This is a genomic window from Arthrobacter sp. 4R501 (assembly GCF_002929755.1).
In the GTDB taxonomy this organism is placed as follows: Bacteria; Actinomycetota; Actinomycetes; order Actinomycetales; family Micrococcaceae; genus Arthrobacter.
The window spans coordinates 49,234-66,085 of sequence record NZ_PJIW01000015.1 but is presented as its reverse complement, the minus strand read 5'-3'; the positions used below and the strand labels follow the sequence as shown (position 1 = coordinate 66,085).

Below are 16,852 nucleotides of genomic sequence, written 5' to 3'. Positions count from 1 at the left end.
CTCAACCCGCAACAGGAGAGCCCATGACTTCCACCCCCATCACCACGTCCATCCCCGAGATCACCCTCAACAACGGCGTGCGGATGCCGCAGCTGGGGTTCGGCGTCTTCCAGGTGTCCGACGACGACACCACCGCCGCGGTCAGCCACGCGCTTGCAGCCGGCTACCGGAGCATCGACACCGCTGCCATCTACGGCAATGAGGCGGGTACCGGACGTGCCCTGGCCGAGTCCGGCATCGACCGCGAAGAGCTGTTCATTACGTCCAAGCTGTGGGTGGCCGACCTCGGCTACGACGCCACGCTGGCAGCATTCGAGGCCAGCCTGGACAGGCTGGGACTGGACTACCTGGACCTCTACCTCATCCACTGGCCCGCGCCGGCAACCGGCCTGTACCTCGAGTCCTGGCGGGCGCTGGAGCACCTGCTGGCCAGCGGCAAGGCCAGGGCCATCGGCGTCTCCAACTTCCTCCCCGAACACCTGCAGAAGGTTGTCGACCTGGGCGGCACGGTTCCGGCCATCAACCAGATTGAACTGCACCCGGCACTCCAGCAGCGGGACATTGCAGACTTCAACGCCGCGCACGGGATTGCCACGGAGGCCTGGAGCCCGCTCGCCCAGGGTGCCGTGCTGGCAGATCCGGCCGTTGTGGACATCGCAGCACGGCATGGTGTGAGCCCCGCGCAGGCCATTCTGCGCTGGCACCTGCAGCACGGCCGGATCATCATCCCCAAGTCGGTCACCCCGCAGCGGATCCGGGAGAACCTGGACGTCTTCGGCTTTGACCTGACCGCGGACGAGCTGTCGGTCATCGACGGCCTGGAGCGGGACGGCCGCACCGGTCCGCACCCGGCGGAGTTCAACGGCTAGGAAAAGCCCGCCCAGGGTCCCGCCAGGCTCGACCACCGGTGACCACGGGTCCCGACAGGCTCGATCACCAGTACGACGGCGGCCGGTTACCTTCTCCGGGAAGGTAACCGGCCGCCGTCGTACGCGTTTAAGGGCTGTTCTAGACCTTGGCGCCGCTGAGCAGTTCGTCGAGCCGCTCGTAGCCTTCGGTCATGCCGCCTTCCATGCCGGACTGCGCCATGCCGTCGCGGGCCTCCTGGGTGGGGTAGACGGAGTGGCCCCGCAGGCGGGTGCGTCCGTTGGCGAGGTCCTCAAACGTCATGAATTCAAGGCTGACAACATCCGGGTAGCCGCCGAACTCGAAGGTCTGGATGGCGAATTCGTTTTCCCGGACGGTGTGGAAGACCCCGCTGAACTCATAGGCGACGCCGTCCGGCCCCGTGTGCAGGTAGCTGTAGGTGCCGCCGGTGCGGAAATCGTAGTGGTCGATGTCCATCTTCAGTCCCCGCGGGCCGAGCCACTGGACGATCAGATCAGGGTCCTTATGCGCGCGGAAGACGTCCGCCACCGGGAAGTCGAACTCCCGCTCGAAGTCGATAAAAGGAAGGCCGTCGGGAACGCTGAGTTTCAGGGAATTGCTCATGATGACTCCTTAGCATTGCTCGCCGCTGGCGCGGCGCTGGATCGAAGCACGGCATCCAGGCTGCGGAACTGCTCTTCGCGGACCAGCCGGTACTGGTCGATCCACGCTGTGAGAGCCTCCAGCCGTGCGGGATTCAGGTGGACGGGCCGGCGCTGGGCTTCCCTGCTGCGGGTGACGAGCCCTGCCTGCTCGAGGACCTGGATGTGCTTCGAGACCGCCTGTTTGGTGATCGCGAAGGGTTCCGCCAATTCGTTGACTGTGGCCTGCCCGCGGCTGAGCCGGGCGATGATCCGCCGCCGCACGGGGTCGGCCAGGGCCATAAAGGCCGAGTCCAGGGTGCCGTCGTCGGGGTTCATCGTGGTGCAGGCCTTTCTCGATCTGTTAATCAACTTATTCATTGATCAACTATTTGGTTGTTTAACCATACTCCCGGCCCTGCCCGAGACGGAAGGGGTGTTGGGGATTTTCCTTGCGGATCATCTCGGAAGTTTGTTAGTATGTCAGGACAAACTTCAGGGAGATGAAAAATGCCGCTGGTACGAATCGATGTTAATAACGGGCGCACCGCTGAACAGTTGCAGCGCTTGAGCGGGGGCATCCATGACGCGATCCTCGCGGAGTATGCCATCCCGGAGCGTGACTACTTCCACATTCTCACCGAGCACCCGCAGGGCCAGATAGTCGCCCAGGATGCAGGACTCGGCTTCGAGCGCACCCCCGATGTGGTGATGATCCAGATCTTTACGCAGGGCGGCCGGAGCCAGGCGGCCAAGCAGTCGCTGTTTGCGGCGATCGCCGACCGGCTGGCGGGGCTTGATATTGCCGGTGAGGACGTGTTCATCGGATATGTGGAGAATGCCGCCGGTGACTGGTCGTTCGGCTTCGGGCGGGCGCAGTACGTCACGGGCGAACTGGCGGTCCCCCGGAAGTAATTCCGAGGGTGCCAATTCAGCGCCTTGTGCAGGTTGTAAATATGTCAGTACAAACCTTTGACAGGACAATGATTCTAGGGCAAGGTAGTGGTTGTGGCCCCGCTCACGGGGGCCCGGCCAGGAACCCGAGCCCTAGCTCTTGCTGTACAGGGGTATGGAGCTCAAACCAGAAAGGTCCGCGATTACCGTGACCCACGAACTGCTCACGATCGGGCGCATCAGTGTTGATATCTACCCGAACGACATCGGGGTGGATCTGGAGGACGTCACGTCCTTCGGAAAGTACCTCGGAGGTTCCCCATCCAATGTGGCCGTGGCCGCCGCGCGGCATGGCCGCACTGCAGGCGTGATCACGCGCACCGGCGACGACGCCTTCGGGAAATACCTCCACCGTGAACTGCGCAAGTTCAACGTGGACGATGCTTTCGTGACGCCGGTGAAGGAATGGCCCACCGCGGTGACGTTCTGCGCCATTATGCCGCCGGATGATTTTCCGCTCTACTTCTACGGGCGTTTCCCCACGGCGCCTGACCTGCAGATCAAGGCCGCGGAGCTGGACCTGGATGCCATCCGTGAAGCCGGGATCTTCTGGTCGACGGTGACCGGTCTGTGCCAGGAGCCCAGCCGCGGAGCCCACCTGGCCGCCCATGCTGCCCGTCCCCGGACCGGTCTCAAGGAAGGCCAGTACACCATCCTGGACCTGGACTACCGGCCCATGTTCTGGGCCTCCGAAGAGGACGCCCGGGCCGAGGTTGCCAAGATCCTGCCGCACGTCACGGTCGCCATCGGAAACGACAAGGAATGTGCCGTCGCCGTGGGCGAAGGAACCCCAGACGAGCAGGCCGACCGGCTGCTGGCCGCCGGCGTCGAAATCGCCGTGGTCAAGCTTGGCCCCGAAGGCGTGATGGCGAAGACCCGCACCGAACGCGTGGTCTCCGCGCCGGTCCCGGTGGAAACCCTCAACGGCCTCGGTGCCGGCGACTCGTTTGGTGGGGCCTTCTGCCACGGACTGCTTTCCGGCTGGCCGCTGGCCCAGGTCCTGGACTACGCCAACGCCGCCGGCGCCATTGTGGCCTCCCGACTGTCCTGCGCCGACGCCATGCCGACGCCGGAGGAGGTCACCTCTCTGCTGGCCGAACGCGGCCGCCTGGCTCCCGCCCTGGCCGGTGCCGCCGCCTCACATCCGTCCCACACCACAGTTTCCGAAGGAGCAGCGTCTTGAGCGCCAACGACGATCCCCGCCGCTACCAGCACCTGAGCGCCCTCCGGCTCGAAGACCCCGACGCCGTTGCCCGCGCGGCAGCCACCCGCCGGCGCCATCCGGGGCTGAAGTACGGTGTGCAGAACTTCATCGTTGCCGCCGACCACCCCGCCCGCGGAGCCCTCTCCGTGGGAAACGACCCGGTGGCCATGGCGGACCGCCGCGATCTGTTGGACCGTTTGCAGATCGCCCTGGCGAATCCCGCCGTCGACGGTGTCCTCGCGTCCCCGGACATCATGGACGACCTGCTCCTGCTGGGGGCGCTCGAAGGCAAGCTGGTCTTCGGCTCGATGAACCGCGGTGGCCTGGCCGGGCTCGTCAACGAAATCGATGACCGTTTCACCGGCCACACGGCCGCAGCCCTGGAAGCCCTAGGGGCCGACGGCGGCAAGATGCTGACCCGTATCTGCCTCGGCGACCCGGACACCGCCTCCGCCCTGGAAGCCACAGCGCGGGCCGTCGACTCCCTCGCCGCACGCAAGCTGATCGCCATGGTGGAACCGTTCCTCTCGATCTGGCAGAACGGCAAGGTCCGCAACGACCTCAGCCCGGACGGGGTCATCAAGTCCATCGCGATCGCCCAGGGCCTGGGCTCCACGAGCGCCTACACCTGGATGAAGCTGCCCGTGGTGGCCGAGATGGAACGCGTCATGGCGGCCACCACGCTGCCCACCGTGCTCCTCGGCGGGGACCCGGAAGGCACCCAGGACGAGGTCTTCGCCAGCTGGCAGGCCGCCCTGGCCCTGCCCGGCGTCCAGGGCCTCACCGTGGGCCGGACGCTGCTGTACCCGGCCGACGGCGATGTGGCCGGCGCCGTCGCCACCGCCGCCTCGCTGCTCAAGACGCCCGTGCTGCAGTCATCAGCGAAAGTATCGGAGTAACGCCCCATGGGAACAGCAACACGCAGAATGACAGTCGCCCAGGCCGTCGTCGAGTACCTTTCCAAGCAATACACGGTGGACCGCATCGGCACTGAGGACTACCGGGAGCGGCTGATTCCTGGGACGTTCGGCATCTTCGGCCACGGCAACGTCGCCGGCGTCGGCCAGGCGTTGAAGCAGTACCAGGCCGCGGATCCGGCGATCATGCCGTACTACCAGGGCCGCAACGAGCAGGCCCAGGTGCACCAGGCCGTGGGCTACGCCCGGCACACCCGCCGCCGCCAGACGTTTGCCATCAGCACCTCGATCGGTCCGGGATCTTCGAACCTGCTCACCGGTGCGGCATTGGCCACCACCAACCGCCTGCCCGTGCTGCTGCTGCCCAGCGACACCTTCGCCACCCGCGCCGCGGACCCGGTCCTGCAGCAGCTCGAGCAGCCCTACGCCTACGACATCACCGTCAACGACGCGTTCCGCCCGCTGTCCAAGTTCTTCGACCGGGTCTCCCGCCCGGAACAGCTGTTCTCGGCCTTCCACCACGGCCTGCGCGTCCTGACGGATCCGGCCGAAACCGGTGCCGTCACCATCTCGCTGCCGCAGGACGTCCAGGCCGAAGCCTTCGACGTGCCTGAGGAGTTCCTGGCCGAACGTGAATGGCGCATCCGCCGCCCTGAAGCCGACGACGAGGACATCCGCCGCGCCGCCGAAGCCATCCGGGCCGCGAAGCGCCCGCTGATCATCGCCGGCGGCGGCGTCCTCTACGCCTACGCCAACGAGGAGCTCGCTGCATTTGCCGAGTTGACGGGCATCCCGGTGGGCAACACCCAGGCCGGCGTCGGCGTCCTGCCGTGGGACCACAAGTTCTCGCTCGGGGCCATAGGCTCCACCGGCACGACGGCGGCCAACGCCATCGCTGCCGAGGCGGACCTGATCATCGGGATCGGCACTCGCTATGAGGACTTCACCACCGCCTCGCGGACCGCGTTCCAGAACCCCGACGTCAAGTTCATCAACATCAACGTCGCCGCCATCGACGCGTACAAGCACGGCACGTCGCTGCCGATCGTGGCCGACGCTCGCAAGGCGCTGGTCAAGCTGAACCAGGCCCTGGGCGGCTACCGCGTCGGTGCGGACCTCGAAGCGATGATCGCCTCGGAGAAGAAGCGCTGGGACGCCACGGTGGACGAAGCCTTCGATACCCGCTTCACCCCTCTGCCGGCCCAGAACGAGATCATCGGCGCCACGTCCCGGGCCATGGACGCCGCGGACGTCGTCATCTGCGCTGCAGGTTCCCTGCCCGGTGACCTGCACAAGATGTGGCGCGTCCGGGACCCGTTCGGCTACCACGTGGAATATGCGTACTCCTGCATGGGCTACGAAATCCCGGGCGGGCTCGGCGTTAAGCGCGCCGCGCTGGCAGAAGCCGCGCGCGGTGGCACGGACCGGGACGTTGTGGTCATGGTGGGGGACGGCTCCTACCTGATGATGCACACCGAACTGGTCACCGCCGTCGCCGAACGCATCAAGCTGATCGTGGTCCTGATCCAGAACCACGGCTACGCCTCCATCGGCTCGCTGTCCGAATCCCTCGGTTCGCAGCGTTTCGGCACCCAGTACCGGGCGCTGAACGAGGAGCAGCACAGCTTCGACGAAGGCGAAACCCTCCCCGTGGACCTGGCCCTGAACGCCGAAAGCCTCGGCGTGAAGGTGATCCGGATCGAACCGGGGGAGAAGGTCATTGCCGAACTCGAGCAGGCCGTCCGGGACGCCAAGGCCGCGCCTGAACGCGGCGGGCCCATCCTGATCCACGTCGAATCCGACCCCCTGCTGGACGCCCCGAGCTCCGAATCATGGTGGGACGTTCCCGTCTCCCAGGTCTCGGACCTCGACTCCACGCAGCAGGCCTTCAAGACCTACACCGACCACAAGAACCGCCAGCGCAAACTGCTCGGCTGAGCCCCACCAGCCACAGCCCACAAACAGCCACAGACCAAGGAAGTCCAACACCATGTCAACGACGACCGTCACCACCACCATCAACCACTTCATCAACGGGGCCGAAACCGCCGGCGAGGGCACCCGCACCCAGCCCGTCTATAACCCCGCCACCGGCGCCGTCTCCGCGGAGCTGCGGCTGGCCAACCGTGCGGACCTGGACGCCACCGTCGCCGCCGCCCGCGCCGCCGCGGACACCTGGGGCGATATCTCCCTGGCCAAGCGCACCAATGTGCTGTTCAAGTTCCGCGAACTCGTCGCCGCCCACATCGACGAGCTCGCCGAACTGATCACCGCCGAGCACGGCAAGGTCCTCTCCGACGCCAAGGGCGAGATCGGCCGCGGCCTGGAGGTCATCGAGTTCGCGTGCGGCATCCCCACCCTCCTCAAGGGCGACTACTCGGACCAGGTCTCCACCGGCATCGACGTCTTCTCCTTCCGCGAGCCGCTCGGCGTGGTCGCCGGGATCACCCCGTTCAACTTCCCGGTGATGGTGCCGCTGTGGATGGCTCCGATGGCCATCGCCGCCGGCAATGCCTTCATCCTCAAGCCCTCCGAGCGTGACCCGTCCGCCTCGATGCTGCTGGCCAAGCTGTGGAAGCAGGCCGGCCTGCCCGACGGCGTGTTCCAGGTCCTGCACGGCGACAAGGAAACCGTGGAAGGGCTCCTGACCCACCCGGACGTGGACGGCATCTCGTTCGTGGGCTCCACCCCGATCGCCCAGTACGTCCACGAGACCGCCACCAAGCACGGCAAGCGCGTCCAGGCCCTGGGCGGCGCGAAGAATCACGCGATCATCATGCCCGACGCCGACCTGGACAACGCCGCGGACCACCTCGCCGCCGCCGCCTTCGGCTCCGCCGGGGAGCGCTGCATGGCCATCTCCGTGGCCGTCGCCGTCGGCGACGCCGCTGACCTGATCGTCAAGAAGGTCGAAGAGCGCGCCCTCGCCGTGAAGGTCAACAACGGCACCGTGCCCGACGCCGAAATGGGCCCCGTGATCACGCCTGCCTCCAAGGAACGCATCGTCAAGATCGTCACCGAAGCCGAAACCGCGGGAGCGGCCATGGTAGTGGACGGCCGCGACCTCGTCGTGCCCGGCCACGAGGACGGCTTCTGGGTCGGCCCCACCGTCATCGACCACGTCAAGACCGAAATGACCGCCTACACCGAGGAAATCTTCGGACCCGTGCTCGTCGTCGTCCGCGTCGAGGACCTGGACGCCGGCATCGCCCTGATCAACGCCAACCCGTACGGCAACGGCACCGCCATCTTCACCTCCTCCGGCGCGAACGCCCGCAAGTTCCAGCGTTCGGTGACCGTGGGCATGATCGGCATCAACGTGCCGCTGCCCGTGCCGGTGGCCTACCACTCCTTCGGCGGCTGGAAGGCCTCACTCTTCGGTGACAAGCACATCTACGGCCCCGAAGGCGTCTCCTTCTACACCCGCGGCAAAGTAGTCACGTCCCGCTGGCCCGAGCCCACCCACGCCTCCGGTGCCTCGTACAACTTCCCCTCCAACTAATCCCCACCTCTGGGTTTCGACAAGCTCAACCACCGTTGGTTGAGCTTGTCGAATCCAGGCGATGCAAAGGAATGGAAATGACAGAGAACAAACTGATCATCGGCACCGCCCCCGATTCCTGGGGTGTCTGGTTCCCGGATGACCCGAAGCAGACCCCATGGGAGCGCTTCCTCGACGAAGTGGCCGAGTCCGGCTACAAGTGGATCGAACTCGGTCCGTACGGATACCTGCCGAACGACCCCACCCGCCTCGCCGAAGAACTCAAGCAGCGCGACCTGAAGGTCACCGCAGGAACTGTGTTCACCGCATTCCACCGCGGCTTGGACCAGTGGGAAACGGCCTGGGAGCCAGCCCGCAAGGTCGCCGAGCTAACGGCAGCAATGGGCGGGGAGCACATCGTGGTCATCCCGGCCATGTGGCGCGATGACGTCACCGGCGAAGCCGTGGAAAGCGGCCAGCTCACGGAGAAGGCCTGGAGCGACCTGTTCGCCGGCCACAACCGCCTGGGCAAGACCCTGCTGGAGGACTTCGGCCTGAAGCAGCAGTTCCACTCGCACGCCGATTCCCATGTCGGGGCCCAGGAGGACATCGAAACCCTCCTGGCGGCCACGGACCCGAAGTACCTGAACCTGTGCCTGGACACCGGCCACGCCGAATACTGCGGAGCTTCCAGCCTGGAGCTCATCAAGAACTACCCGGACCGCATCGGCTACCTGCACCTGAAGCAGATCAACCCGGACATCCTGAAGAAGGTTAACGAGGAAAACATGACCTGGGCCGCGGCCAACCTCGCCGGCGTCATGACCGAGCCGCCGAATGGCCTTCCGGACCTGCGCGCTGTGATCGAAGCAGTGGAGGCACTGAACCGCCCCATCTTCGGCATCGTGGAGCAGGACATGTACCCGGTGGCCTTCGACGTCCCCATGCCGATCGCCAAGCGCACCCGAAACTACCTGCTGTCGTGCGGCTCCCGCACCACGGTCAGCTAACCCCCGATACTGAGCAGCAAGATACTAAGGACAGAACAATGACTGACATTCTCCGCGTTGCCGTCATCGGCGCAGGCCGCATGGGTGCGGACCACATCAAGCGGCTCAGCACCCGTATCCACGGCGCCGAAGTGGCCGCCGTCGTCGACGTTGACCTCTCCCGTGCGCAGGCCGCCATCGAAGGCATCGACGGTGCCGTGGCGCTTGCCAGCGCCGACGAGGCGCTCAACAACGGGGACGTCAACGCCGTGCTGATCGCCACGCCGGGCTTCCTCCACGAGGAAATCCTGTACAAGGCACTTGAGAAGGGCTTCCCGATCCTCTGCGAAAAGCCGCTCACCCCTGACGCCGAAAGTGCGTGGAAAGTTGTCGAGGCCGAAACCGCGCTGGGACACAAGCGCATCCAGGTCGGCTTCATGCGCCGCTTCGACGCCGAATACGCCGCCCTGGGCTCCGTCATCCGCGACGGCGAACTGGGCGAGCTGCTGATGCTCCACCACCAGCACCGCAACCCCACCACGCCCGCCGGCTTCACCAACGAGATGCTGATCAACGACTCAGTGGTCCACGAGTTCGATGCCATCCGCTTCTTCACCGGCGAGGAAATCACCAGCGTCCAGGTCCGTCTGGGCAAGGCCACGAAGAACGCCCCGGCCGGCCAGCACGATCCCCAGCATGTCCTGCTCGAAACCGAGTCCGGCGTCCTGGCCGACGTCGAAATCTACGTCAACGCCAAGTTCGGCTATGAAGTGGCTACCCAGGCCTCCTTTGAAGACGGCATCGTGAACATCGGCGGCGACAAGGGCCCGTACACCCGCAGCGCCGGCCGCTGGGGCGGCAACGTCACCCCTGGCTTCGAAGAGCGTTTCGGCGCGGCGTACGATGTCGAAATCCAGTCCTGGGTTGACGCTGCGGTCCGCGGCGAAATCGGCGGCCCCACCGCCTGGGACGGCTACGCCACCGCAGCCTGCTGCGAGGCCGGCGTCGAGGCCCAGAGGTCGGGCGAAAAGGTCAAGGTCCAGCTGAACGCCAAGCCGGACCTCTACAACTAAGCCCCGCCCGCACTCGTAGTTCTTGTCCAGATAATGCGCCTTTGAGGCCCGTTTCGGCGCATTATCTGGACAAAAACTCAGTTAGATCACGGACTCATTCACAAAGGAGTGACCATGAAAATCGCCCTGGACCCCACCCCGTTCCACCACAGCCACAGCCTGCTGGAATTTCCGCGCGTGGCCGCCGATCTCGGTTACAAGTACCTGCAGCTGACTCCGCATGCGGACATGATCCCGTTCTACAACCACCCCAAAGCCGACGATGAGCTTGTGGCCCAGATGAACAAGGCCTGCAAGGATGCCGGCGTCGAAATCGCGTCAGTCCTGCCGGTCCTGCGCTGGTCGGGTCCGGACGAGGATGCCCGCGAGGCCGCCGTCCGCTACTGGAAGCGCGCCATCCAAATTGCCGTGGACCTCGGCGTCAGCACCATGAACACCGAATTCAGCGGCCGCCCCGAGAAGGCTGAAGAATCCGAACGCGCCTTCTACCGCTCGATGGAAGAACTGCTGCCGATCATCGAGCGTGAAGGCCTGGATGTCCTGATCGACCCGCACCCGGACGACTTCGTCGAAGACGGCCTGGCCGCCATCCGCGTAATCCGCGGGCTGAACTCCCCCAACATCGGCATGGTCTACGTGGCCTCGCACTCATTTCACATGGGCAACAAGCCGCTGGAGATCATGCGGGCCGCCGGGGACAAGCTCCGCCTGGTCCACGTCTCGGACACCATGGACCACCACGCCTCGCACGGCCTGCGCTACATCACCAACCCGCCCGGAAACGCCGTGCGGGTGCACCAGCACCTGAAGATCGGCGACGGCGACGTCAACTGGGACGAGTTCTTCGGCGGGCTCAAGGAAATCGGCTTCCTGGACAAGGACAACACCGTGATGGTGTCCAGTGTCTTCGCCGAAGACGACAACGCCGAGGACGTGTCCCGCTACCAGCTGGAGACGATGCGCCACTACGTCGCCCAGGCCAAGTAGTGGTGGGGAAGACGGACCAAAGCAACGGAACCATGACGAATCCCGGCACAGTCCAATCCGACGCCCCCGGCAGCATCAAACAGGACAACCCGGCCAACCCGAAGAAGTTCATGCGGAAGGTGGCGCTCTTCTCCACGTTCGGCGGGCTCCTGTTCGGCTACGACACCGGCGTCATCAACGGCGCCCTGCCGTTTATGCAGCGGGACCTCGGGCTGACGCCGCTCACCGAAGGACTGGTCACTTCCACGCTCCTGTTCGGTGCGGCCTTCGGCGCCATCAGCGCAGGCCGGCTCTCGGACCGCTTCGGCAGGCGCAAGACCATCATGGGACTGGCCCTGATCTTCGTGGTGGCCACCATCGCCTGCACCCTCTCACCAAGCACGGAGCTGCTCATCGTGGCCCGGACATTCCTGGGCCTGGCCGTGGGCGGCGCCTCCGTGATTGTTCCCGTGTACCTCGCGGAAATGTCGCCGGCGGCCCAACGCGGCCGCATCGTCACCCAAAACGAGCTGATGATCGTCACCGGCCAATTCCTGGCCTTCACCTTCAATGCGGTGCTGGGCAACGCCTTCCCCGAGGAAACGCACGTGTGGCGCTGGATGCTGGTCATCGCCACACTCCCGGCCGTCGTCCTGTGGTTCGGCATGCTGGTCCTGCCGGAGAGCCCGCGCTGGCTGGCGTCGGCCGGCCGCTTCGGTGCAGTCCTCGAGGTGCTGCGCTCCACCCGCGCCGCCGGCGACGTCTCGGCGGAGTTCGACGAGGTACGGCAGGCAGCCCGGGAGGACTACCAGGCCAGGATGGGCACGTTCAAGGACCTCACCGTTCCGTGGATCCGCAGGATCTTCGTGGTGGGCCTGGGCATGGCCATCATCAACCAGATCAGCGGCGTCAACGCCATCATGTACTACGGGACGTCCATCCTGTCCTCGTCCGGATTCGGCGACCAGGGCGCCCTGATCGCCAACGTCCTCAACGGCGTCACGTCCGTGGCGGCCGTGATCGTGGGCATGTACCTGATGACGCGGGTGCCCCGCAAACCCATGCTGATCGCGGGACTGTGCGGCACCGCCTCTTCCCTGACGGCCATCGCGCTCGTCTCCATGCTCCTGCCGGAGAGCACGTTGCGCGGCTATCTTGTGCTGCTGTTCATGGTGACGTTCCTGGCTTCCATGCAGGGCTGCATCGGCACCGTCACGTGGCTGACCATGTCCGAGATCTTCCCCATGCACGTCCGCGGCATCGCGATGGGCATCTGCGTCTTTGTCCTGTGGATGATCAACTTCCTGATCGGGTTCTTCTTCCCGCAAATGGTCTCGTGGATCGGTGTTTCGGCGACGTTCTTCATCTTCGTGGCACTGCAGCTGGGTGCCATTGTTTGGGTCAAGCGCGTGGTTCCGGAGACCAAGGATAAATCCCTGGAGGAGCTCGAGCACCTGTTCAAGGAGCGCTCAGGCGTGTCCGTCTAAGGCGACACAAAACCAAGGTGACGCGAAAACGCCCGACGCCGGCCGGCGTCGGGCGTTCTTACGTGTACGCCCAGAGGGTGCTAGAGCGCGATCACCGCGTTCTCCAGCGCACTGCGGCGGGCCGCATCCAGCACCTCCAGCGTCCGGATTCCTTCCGTCGCCGGTACGGGTTCAGGGCCGTCGCCGCGGACCGCGCGGGCGAACTCGGTGTAGAAGCCGCCATAGTTCCCCTGTGCCGAGGCAATGGCCTCGCGGCCGTCCTTCGTGGCCAGGGTGCCCCAGTTTTCGGCCGCGTCGATGCCCCACGTTGCCGGTTCAGCTACCGGACGGATATCGGCGTCGCGGCGCCGGTTGTGGTAGACGTTCAGGACAACGCCGGCCGCACGGCGGCCTCGCCGAGTTCACGCGCGGCCTCCGCCGTGGGGGCGAAGGGCTTGTCGGCCACAACGTGCACGCCCGCTGTAATGGCTTCCATGACCAGGTCATGGCGGGTGTGTGGCGGCGTGGTGATGGTCACCGCGTCCACGCCGGCGTCGAGCAGACCGGTAAGACTCCCATAAACAGGCAGCCCCGAGAAGTCCGCTTCCGCCTGAGCCCTTTTCGCTTCCGAACGGGCCACAATGCCCACCAGTTCGACTCCCTCGGCCGCCTCGATGAACGGGGCATCGAAGTACCTGCCGCCTGCTCCGTATCCCACAATGCCAATACGCATGTTTCGCTTCCTTCTGTCTTAGGGCCGGCCTCTGGGACAGCAAGGGGGCGACGCATGTGCGCCGCCCCCTTGCTGTTCACAGGCCTTTGCTGACCAGGTGGCTGACTAAGCCGTCAGGTTCAGCGACGACCTGAGCGCAGCGTCAGCATCCCGCAGCACCTTGGCCGCCACCTGGAGGCCCTCGATCCGGCCCAAGGACGTGTCCTCGTGCTCGATGTTGACCAGCATCTCCGGGTCTACTTCGTGCAGGGCGCGGAGAAACTCCGTCCAGTAGGCGGTGTTATGCCCGCGGCCCAGGGCCACAAAGTCCCAGGCAGAGTTCTTGGGCCACTCGTTGGCCCACTCGTCGCCGCCGAGGTTGGTGCGGTTTTCCTCCGGCGCGAGCCGGCGGAAGCTGTTGTCCAGCACGCCGTAGAGCGCAGCGTTTTCAGTGTTTACGCGGACGTCTTTCGCCGCTGCCTGGAACACGAGCGGTCCGAGTTCGCGCACCACGGCGACCGGATCCATCTGCTGCCAGAACAGGTGGGAGGCATCAAGTTCGACGCCGACGTGCGTGGCGTTGGTCAGCTCGATCAGCTTGCGGACGTCGGCGGTGTTGAAGACGAGGTTCTGCGGGTGCAGTTCGAGGGCCACCTTGACGTCGTGGTCAGCCGCCAGGCGGTCGGTTTCCTTCCAGAATTCCGCAGCCACGCCCCACTGGTAGTCCAATACGTCCAGTGCTGCGGAGTTCCAGGCGTTGACCACCCAGTTGACGGTGGTGGCTCCGGGCTCTCCGCCCGGCAGACCGGACATGGTGACTACCCGGTCCTGGCCGAGGCGGCTGGCCAGCCGGATGGAGCGGCGGATGTCCTCGGCGTGCTTCTCGCCGATTTCGCGGTTGGGGTGCAGCGGGTTGCCGTTGCAGTTAAGGCCTGCGATGGAAACACCGGTGCCCTCGAAGATTGCCAGGTAGTCATCGCGGGCGGCGTCGCTTTCCAGGATCTGGTCCATGGTGGGGACGTGCACGGCGGGGAGAAAGCCGCCAGTGTTGATCTCGATACCGGTGAGGCCAAGCTCGGCAATGACCTTCAGGGCTTCGGGAAGCGGCCGGTCGTGCAGGACCGCGTTGTAGACGCCGAGCCTCATAGCGTGATCTTCTTTCCGTTGTTGAGCGCGGATTCGGTGACGGCGCCGAGCAGTTCCATGTTGCGCACGCCTTCGTCGAACGTGGCGCAGCGGGGGAGGGACTCTTCCTCGCTGAGGCCGGCGACCTCTTCGAGGAAGGCGCGGGCCTGGTAGCCGAACGCGTCGTTCTGGCCAAAGCCGACTTCGGGGGCGTCCATGGCGAGGCCACCGGCGATGTAGGGGTGTCCCGGGCCGAGGATGACCTGGCGGTAGCCGTTCTCGTTGCCGGAGCCGTCGTTGAGGAACAGCTGGATTTCGGCGGGGCGGCGCTGGTCAAACTTGGCGGCACCGTTCTCGCAGAACACCTCGAACTGGAGGCTGTTGGCGTGGCCGGCTGCAACCCGGGAGACTTCAAAGCTGCCGGCGCCGGTTCCGAACTCCGCGTTGAAGGCTGCGTAGTCGTCGTTCTCGACGGCTTCGAAGGTGTCGCTGACGGCAGCATGGTCGTGGCCCATAACGGCCGCGAGCGGGAGGGGCCGCTTATCGATCACGGTGCTGAGGCTGCCGCCGGTGACCGACTTGATGTCACCACAGAGGAACTCGGAGATGTACGTCAGGTGGCTTCCGACGTCGGCGAGCGCACCGGAGCCGGGGCCGCCCTTGTAGCGCCAGCTCATGGGAGCGGAGGGGCTGAAGCCGTAGTCGGTCCAGTAGCGGCCGCTGAAGTGCAGCACATTGCCGAGGACGCCGTTGCGAATGAGGTCCCGGATGTAGGCGATGCCAGGGGTTCGGCGGAAGGTGAAGCCAATGCGGGCGATCGTTCCGCCGGCCTCGGCCGCGCGGGCTACCTCGGCCATGGCGCGGGCGTCTGCCAGGGAGTCGCTCAACGGCTTTTCGCACAAAACGTGCTTGCCGGCAGCGAGCAGGCCCTCCACGACTTCGCGGTGGAGCGAGTTGGCGATGACCACGCTGACAACGTCGATGTCATCGGCTTCGGCGATTGCCTGCCATGACGTGTCGTTGCGCTCGTATCCGAAACGACGGGCGGCCAACGAGCCGAATTCGGCGTTGACGTCGCCGATCGAGACCAGGCGCACCGGGGGAAGTACCGGGCTGTAGAGGGCAGACGCGGTGCGGTACGCGGCAGCGTGGGCCTTGCCGGCCATGCCTGCACCGATGACGGCGACGCCTAGGCTTTCAGCCATTGATTTCTCCTTTGAAATTCAGCCGCAGCGGGTAGGTCCAACGGCATTTTGTAGCGCTACAATTTAGTGCGTTGGAACTGAGCGTATCCATGTATGTATGTCCTGTCAATCACTCTACGGATATCCTCAAGGGCAGACACGAAAGGCACCTTCAATGACGTTGCACAGCCCCAGGAACCGACGCCCCACGATCTATGACGTGGCAAAGCAGGCGGGGGTCTCGCCGTCGCTGGTTTCACTCGTCCTGCAGAACCCCGCGAGGGTGAGCGACAAGCGTCGCGAAGCCGTCCAGACGGCCATCTCGGCCCTCGGGTACCGCCCCAGCCGCGCCGCCACCACGCTCGCCAGCAGCCGGACGAAGAGCATCGGGCTGGTGATCGACGACTACCGGAACCTGTGGTTCGTCGATCTGCTGCGGGGGATGGAATCTGCGCTGACCGATCATGGCTACCAGGTGATGCTGGCTGATTCCCGCCCCGGGGAGAACCGCATCCAGGGAGCTGTTGACGGTTTGCTTGCCATGCACGTTGACGGGCTGGTGATAGCGGCAGAGCCAAGCGCCTCAATGTTGGCTGGGGTGGGGATTCCGACGGTCGTGGCCGGGTGGCGCGATGGCGTGCCGGCCGGCGCGGATCTGATCACCAATGACGACGACGGTGGCGGCGGAATGGCCGCCGGCCATCTTCTGGGGCTCGGCCACACGCGCATTGGCCACCTTTCCGGATCCGGCGGTGCCGCTGCGCACCGGCGCGCGGGTTTCCACGCCCGGCTCAGTGAGTCCGGCGCCGAACCATGGATCGTAGGGGAGCAGGGCGGAACGTCCGAGGAGGATGGCTACGCCTCGACGTGCTGGCTGCTGGACCACTATCCGGACACCACCGCAATCTTCGCCGCCAATGACACCATGGCGCTGGGTGCGCTGGGCGCTATCAAGGCGCGCGGGCTTGCGGTCCCGGGGGACATCTCCGTGATCGGATACGACAATTCGACCCTGGCAAAGTCGCGGTATCTGGAGCTGACTTCCGTGGACAACCGAAGTGACCTGGTGGGCGTGGATGTGGCAAAGGCGCTGCTGGCGCGCATTCACGACTCCACGGTTGGCCCGCAACGCAGGCTGATCGAGCCCGCCCTGGTTGTCCGCGGGACCACGGCGCGACCGGCACTTTAGGCGGCCACAGCAGGCTCCCCACGTCAAAACATCCTAATGTCAGGACAAACTATTGACATTCGTGAGTTGAATCACCATGATCGA

General features: G+C 65.4%; 15 protein-coding genes and 1 pseudogene. 11 read left to right on the top strand and 5 right to left on the bottom strand.

Annotated elements, in window-relative coordinates:
• Positions 1–23: 23 nt before the first annotated feature.
• Positions 24–869, top strand: coding sequence for an aldo/keto reductase (locus tag CXR02_RS15530; protein ID WP_308470695.1), 846 nt, complete (start codon positions 24–26; stop codon positions 867–869).
• Positions 870–1,008: 139 nt separating this feature from the next.
• Here CXR02_RS15530 and CXR02_RS15525 read toward each other — a convergent pair whose 3' ends face one another.
• Positions 1,009–1,491: an SRPBCC family protein gene (locus CXR02_RS15525; RefSeq protein WP_104062808.1), complete on the bottom strand. Its 483-nt coding sequence runs from the start codon at positions 1,489–1,491 to the stop codon at positions 1,009–1,011.
• Complete coding sequence (locus CXR02_RS15520) at positions 1,488–1,847, bottom strand: helix-turn-helix transcriptional regulator (RefSeq protein ID WP_056346696.1); 360 nt, start codon at positions 1,845–1,847, stop codon at positions 1,488–1,490. The genes CXR02_RS15525 and CXR02_RS15520 overlap by 4 nt, the downstream gene beginning before the upstream one ends.
• A gap of 171 nt (positions 1,848–2,018) precedes the next feature.
• Here CXR02_RS15520 and CXR02_RS15515 point away from each other — a divergent pair, with 171 nt between their 5' ends.
• The 9 genes from CXR02_RS15515 to CXR02_RS15475 all read left to right on the top strand — a co-directional run bounded on the left by CXR02_RS15515 (position 2,019) and on the right by CXR02_RS15475 (position 12,579).
• Positions 2,019–2,423, top strand: coding sequence for a tautomerase family protein (locus tag CXR02_RS15515; RefSeq protein WP_056346697.1), 405 nt, complete (start codon positions 2,019–2,021; stop codon positions 2,421–2,423).
• A 187-nt stretch (positions 2,424–2,610) separates the two neighbouring features.
• Entirely contained in the window at positions 2,611–3,645 is a 1,035-nt protein-coding gene (gene iolC / locus CXR02_RS15510; RefSeq protein ID WP_104062845.1) for a 5-dehydro-2-deoxygluconokinase, read from the top strand.
• A complete protein-coding gene (locus CXR02_RS15505; protein ID WP_104062807.1) occupies positions 3,642–4,565 on the top strand; it encodes a deoxyribose-phosphate aldolase in 924 nt (307 codons plus the stop codon). The genes iolC and CXR02_RS15505 overlap by 4 nt, the downstream gene beginning before the upstream one ends.
• Before the next feature lie 27 nt (positions 4,566–4,592).
• Positions 4,593–6,521 carry a 3D-(3,5/4)-trihydroxycyclohexane-1,2-dione acylhydrolase (decyclizing) gene (gene iolD, locus CXR02_RS15500; RefSeq protein WP_104062806.1) on the top strand — a complete coding sequence of 643 codons (1,929 nt, stop codon included), beginning with the start codon at positions 4,593–4,595 and terminating at the stop codon, positions 6,519–6,521.
• A gap of 52 nt (positions 6,522–6,573) precedes the next feature.
• Entirely contained in the window at positions 6,574–8,085 is a 1,512-nt protein-coding gene (locus CXR02_RS15495; RefSeq protein WP_104062805.1) for a CoA-acylating methylmalonate-semialdehyde dehydrogenase, read from the top strand.
• Positions 8,086–8,162: 77 nt separating this feature from the next.
• Positions 8,163–9,074, top strand: coding sequence for a sugar phosphate isomerase/epimerase (locus tag CXR02_RS15490; protein WP_104062804.1), 912 nt, complete (start codon positions 8,163–8,165; stop codon positions 9,072–9,074).
• 38 nt (positions 9,075–9,112) lie between these two features.
• Entirely contained in the window at positions 9,113–10,126 is a 1,014-nt protein-coding gene (locus CXR02_RS15485; RefSeq protein ID WP_104062803.1) for a Gfo/Idh/MocA family protein, read from the top strand.
• Positions 10,127–10,240: 114 nt separating this feature from the next.
• Positions 10,241–11,113, top strand: coding sequence for a sugar phosphate isomerase/epimerase (locus tag CXR02_RS15480; RefSeq protein ID WP_104062802.1), 873 nt, complete (start codon positions 10,241–10,243; stop codon positions 11,111–11,113).
• Positions 11,114–11,145: 32 nt separating this feature from the next.
• Positions 11,146–12,579: a sugar porter family MFS transporter gene (locus CXR02_RS15475; protein ID WP_104062844.1), complete on the top strand. Its 1,434-nt coding sequence runs from the start codon at positions 11,146–11,148 to the stop codon at positions 12,577–12,579.
• 80 nt (positions 12,580–12,659) lie between these two features.
• Here CXR02_RS15475 and CXR02_RS15470 read toward each other — a convergent pair.
• From CXR02_RS15470 to CXR02_RS15460, 3 genes and pseudogenes are all read right to left on the bottom strand, one after another.
• Positions 12,660–13,291, bottom strand: a pseudogene (locus CXR02_RS15470) (Gfo/Idh/MocA family protein).
• Between the two features lie 105 nt (positions 13,292–13,396).
• Positions 13,397–14,416: a sugar phosphate isomerase/epimerase gene (locus CXR02_RS15465; RefSeq protein WP_104062801.1), complete on the bottom strand. Its 1,020-nt coding sequence runs from the start codon at positions 14,414–14,416 to the stop codon at positions 13,397–13,399.
• Positions 14,413–15,600, bottom strand: a complete 1,188-nt coding sequence (locus tag CXR02_RS15460; RefSeq protein ID WP_104062800.1) for a Gfo/Idh/MocA family protein — start codon at positions 15,598–15,600, stop codon at positions 14,413–14,415. The genes CXR02_RS15465 and CXR02_RS15460 overlap by 4 nt, the downstream gene beginning before the upstream one ends.
• Positions 15,601–15,754: 154 nt before the next feature.
• On the opposite strand from CXR02_RS15460, the gene CXR02_RS15455 reads away from it, so the two are divergent.
• Complete coding sequence (locus CXR02_RS15455; protein WP_104062799.1) at positions 15,755–16,768, top strand: LacI family DNA-binding transcriptional regulator; 1,014 nt, start codon at positions 15,755–15,757, stop codon at positions 16,766–16,768.
• Positions 16,769–16,852 lie beyond the last annotated feature (84 nt).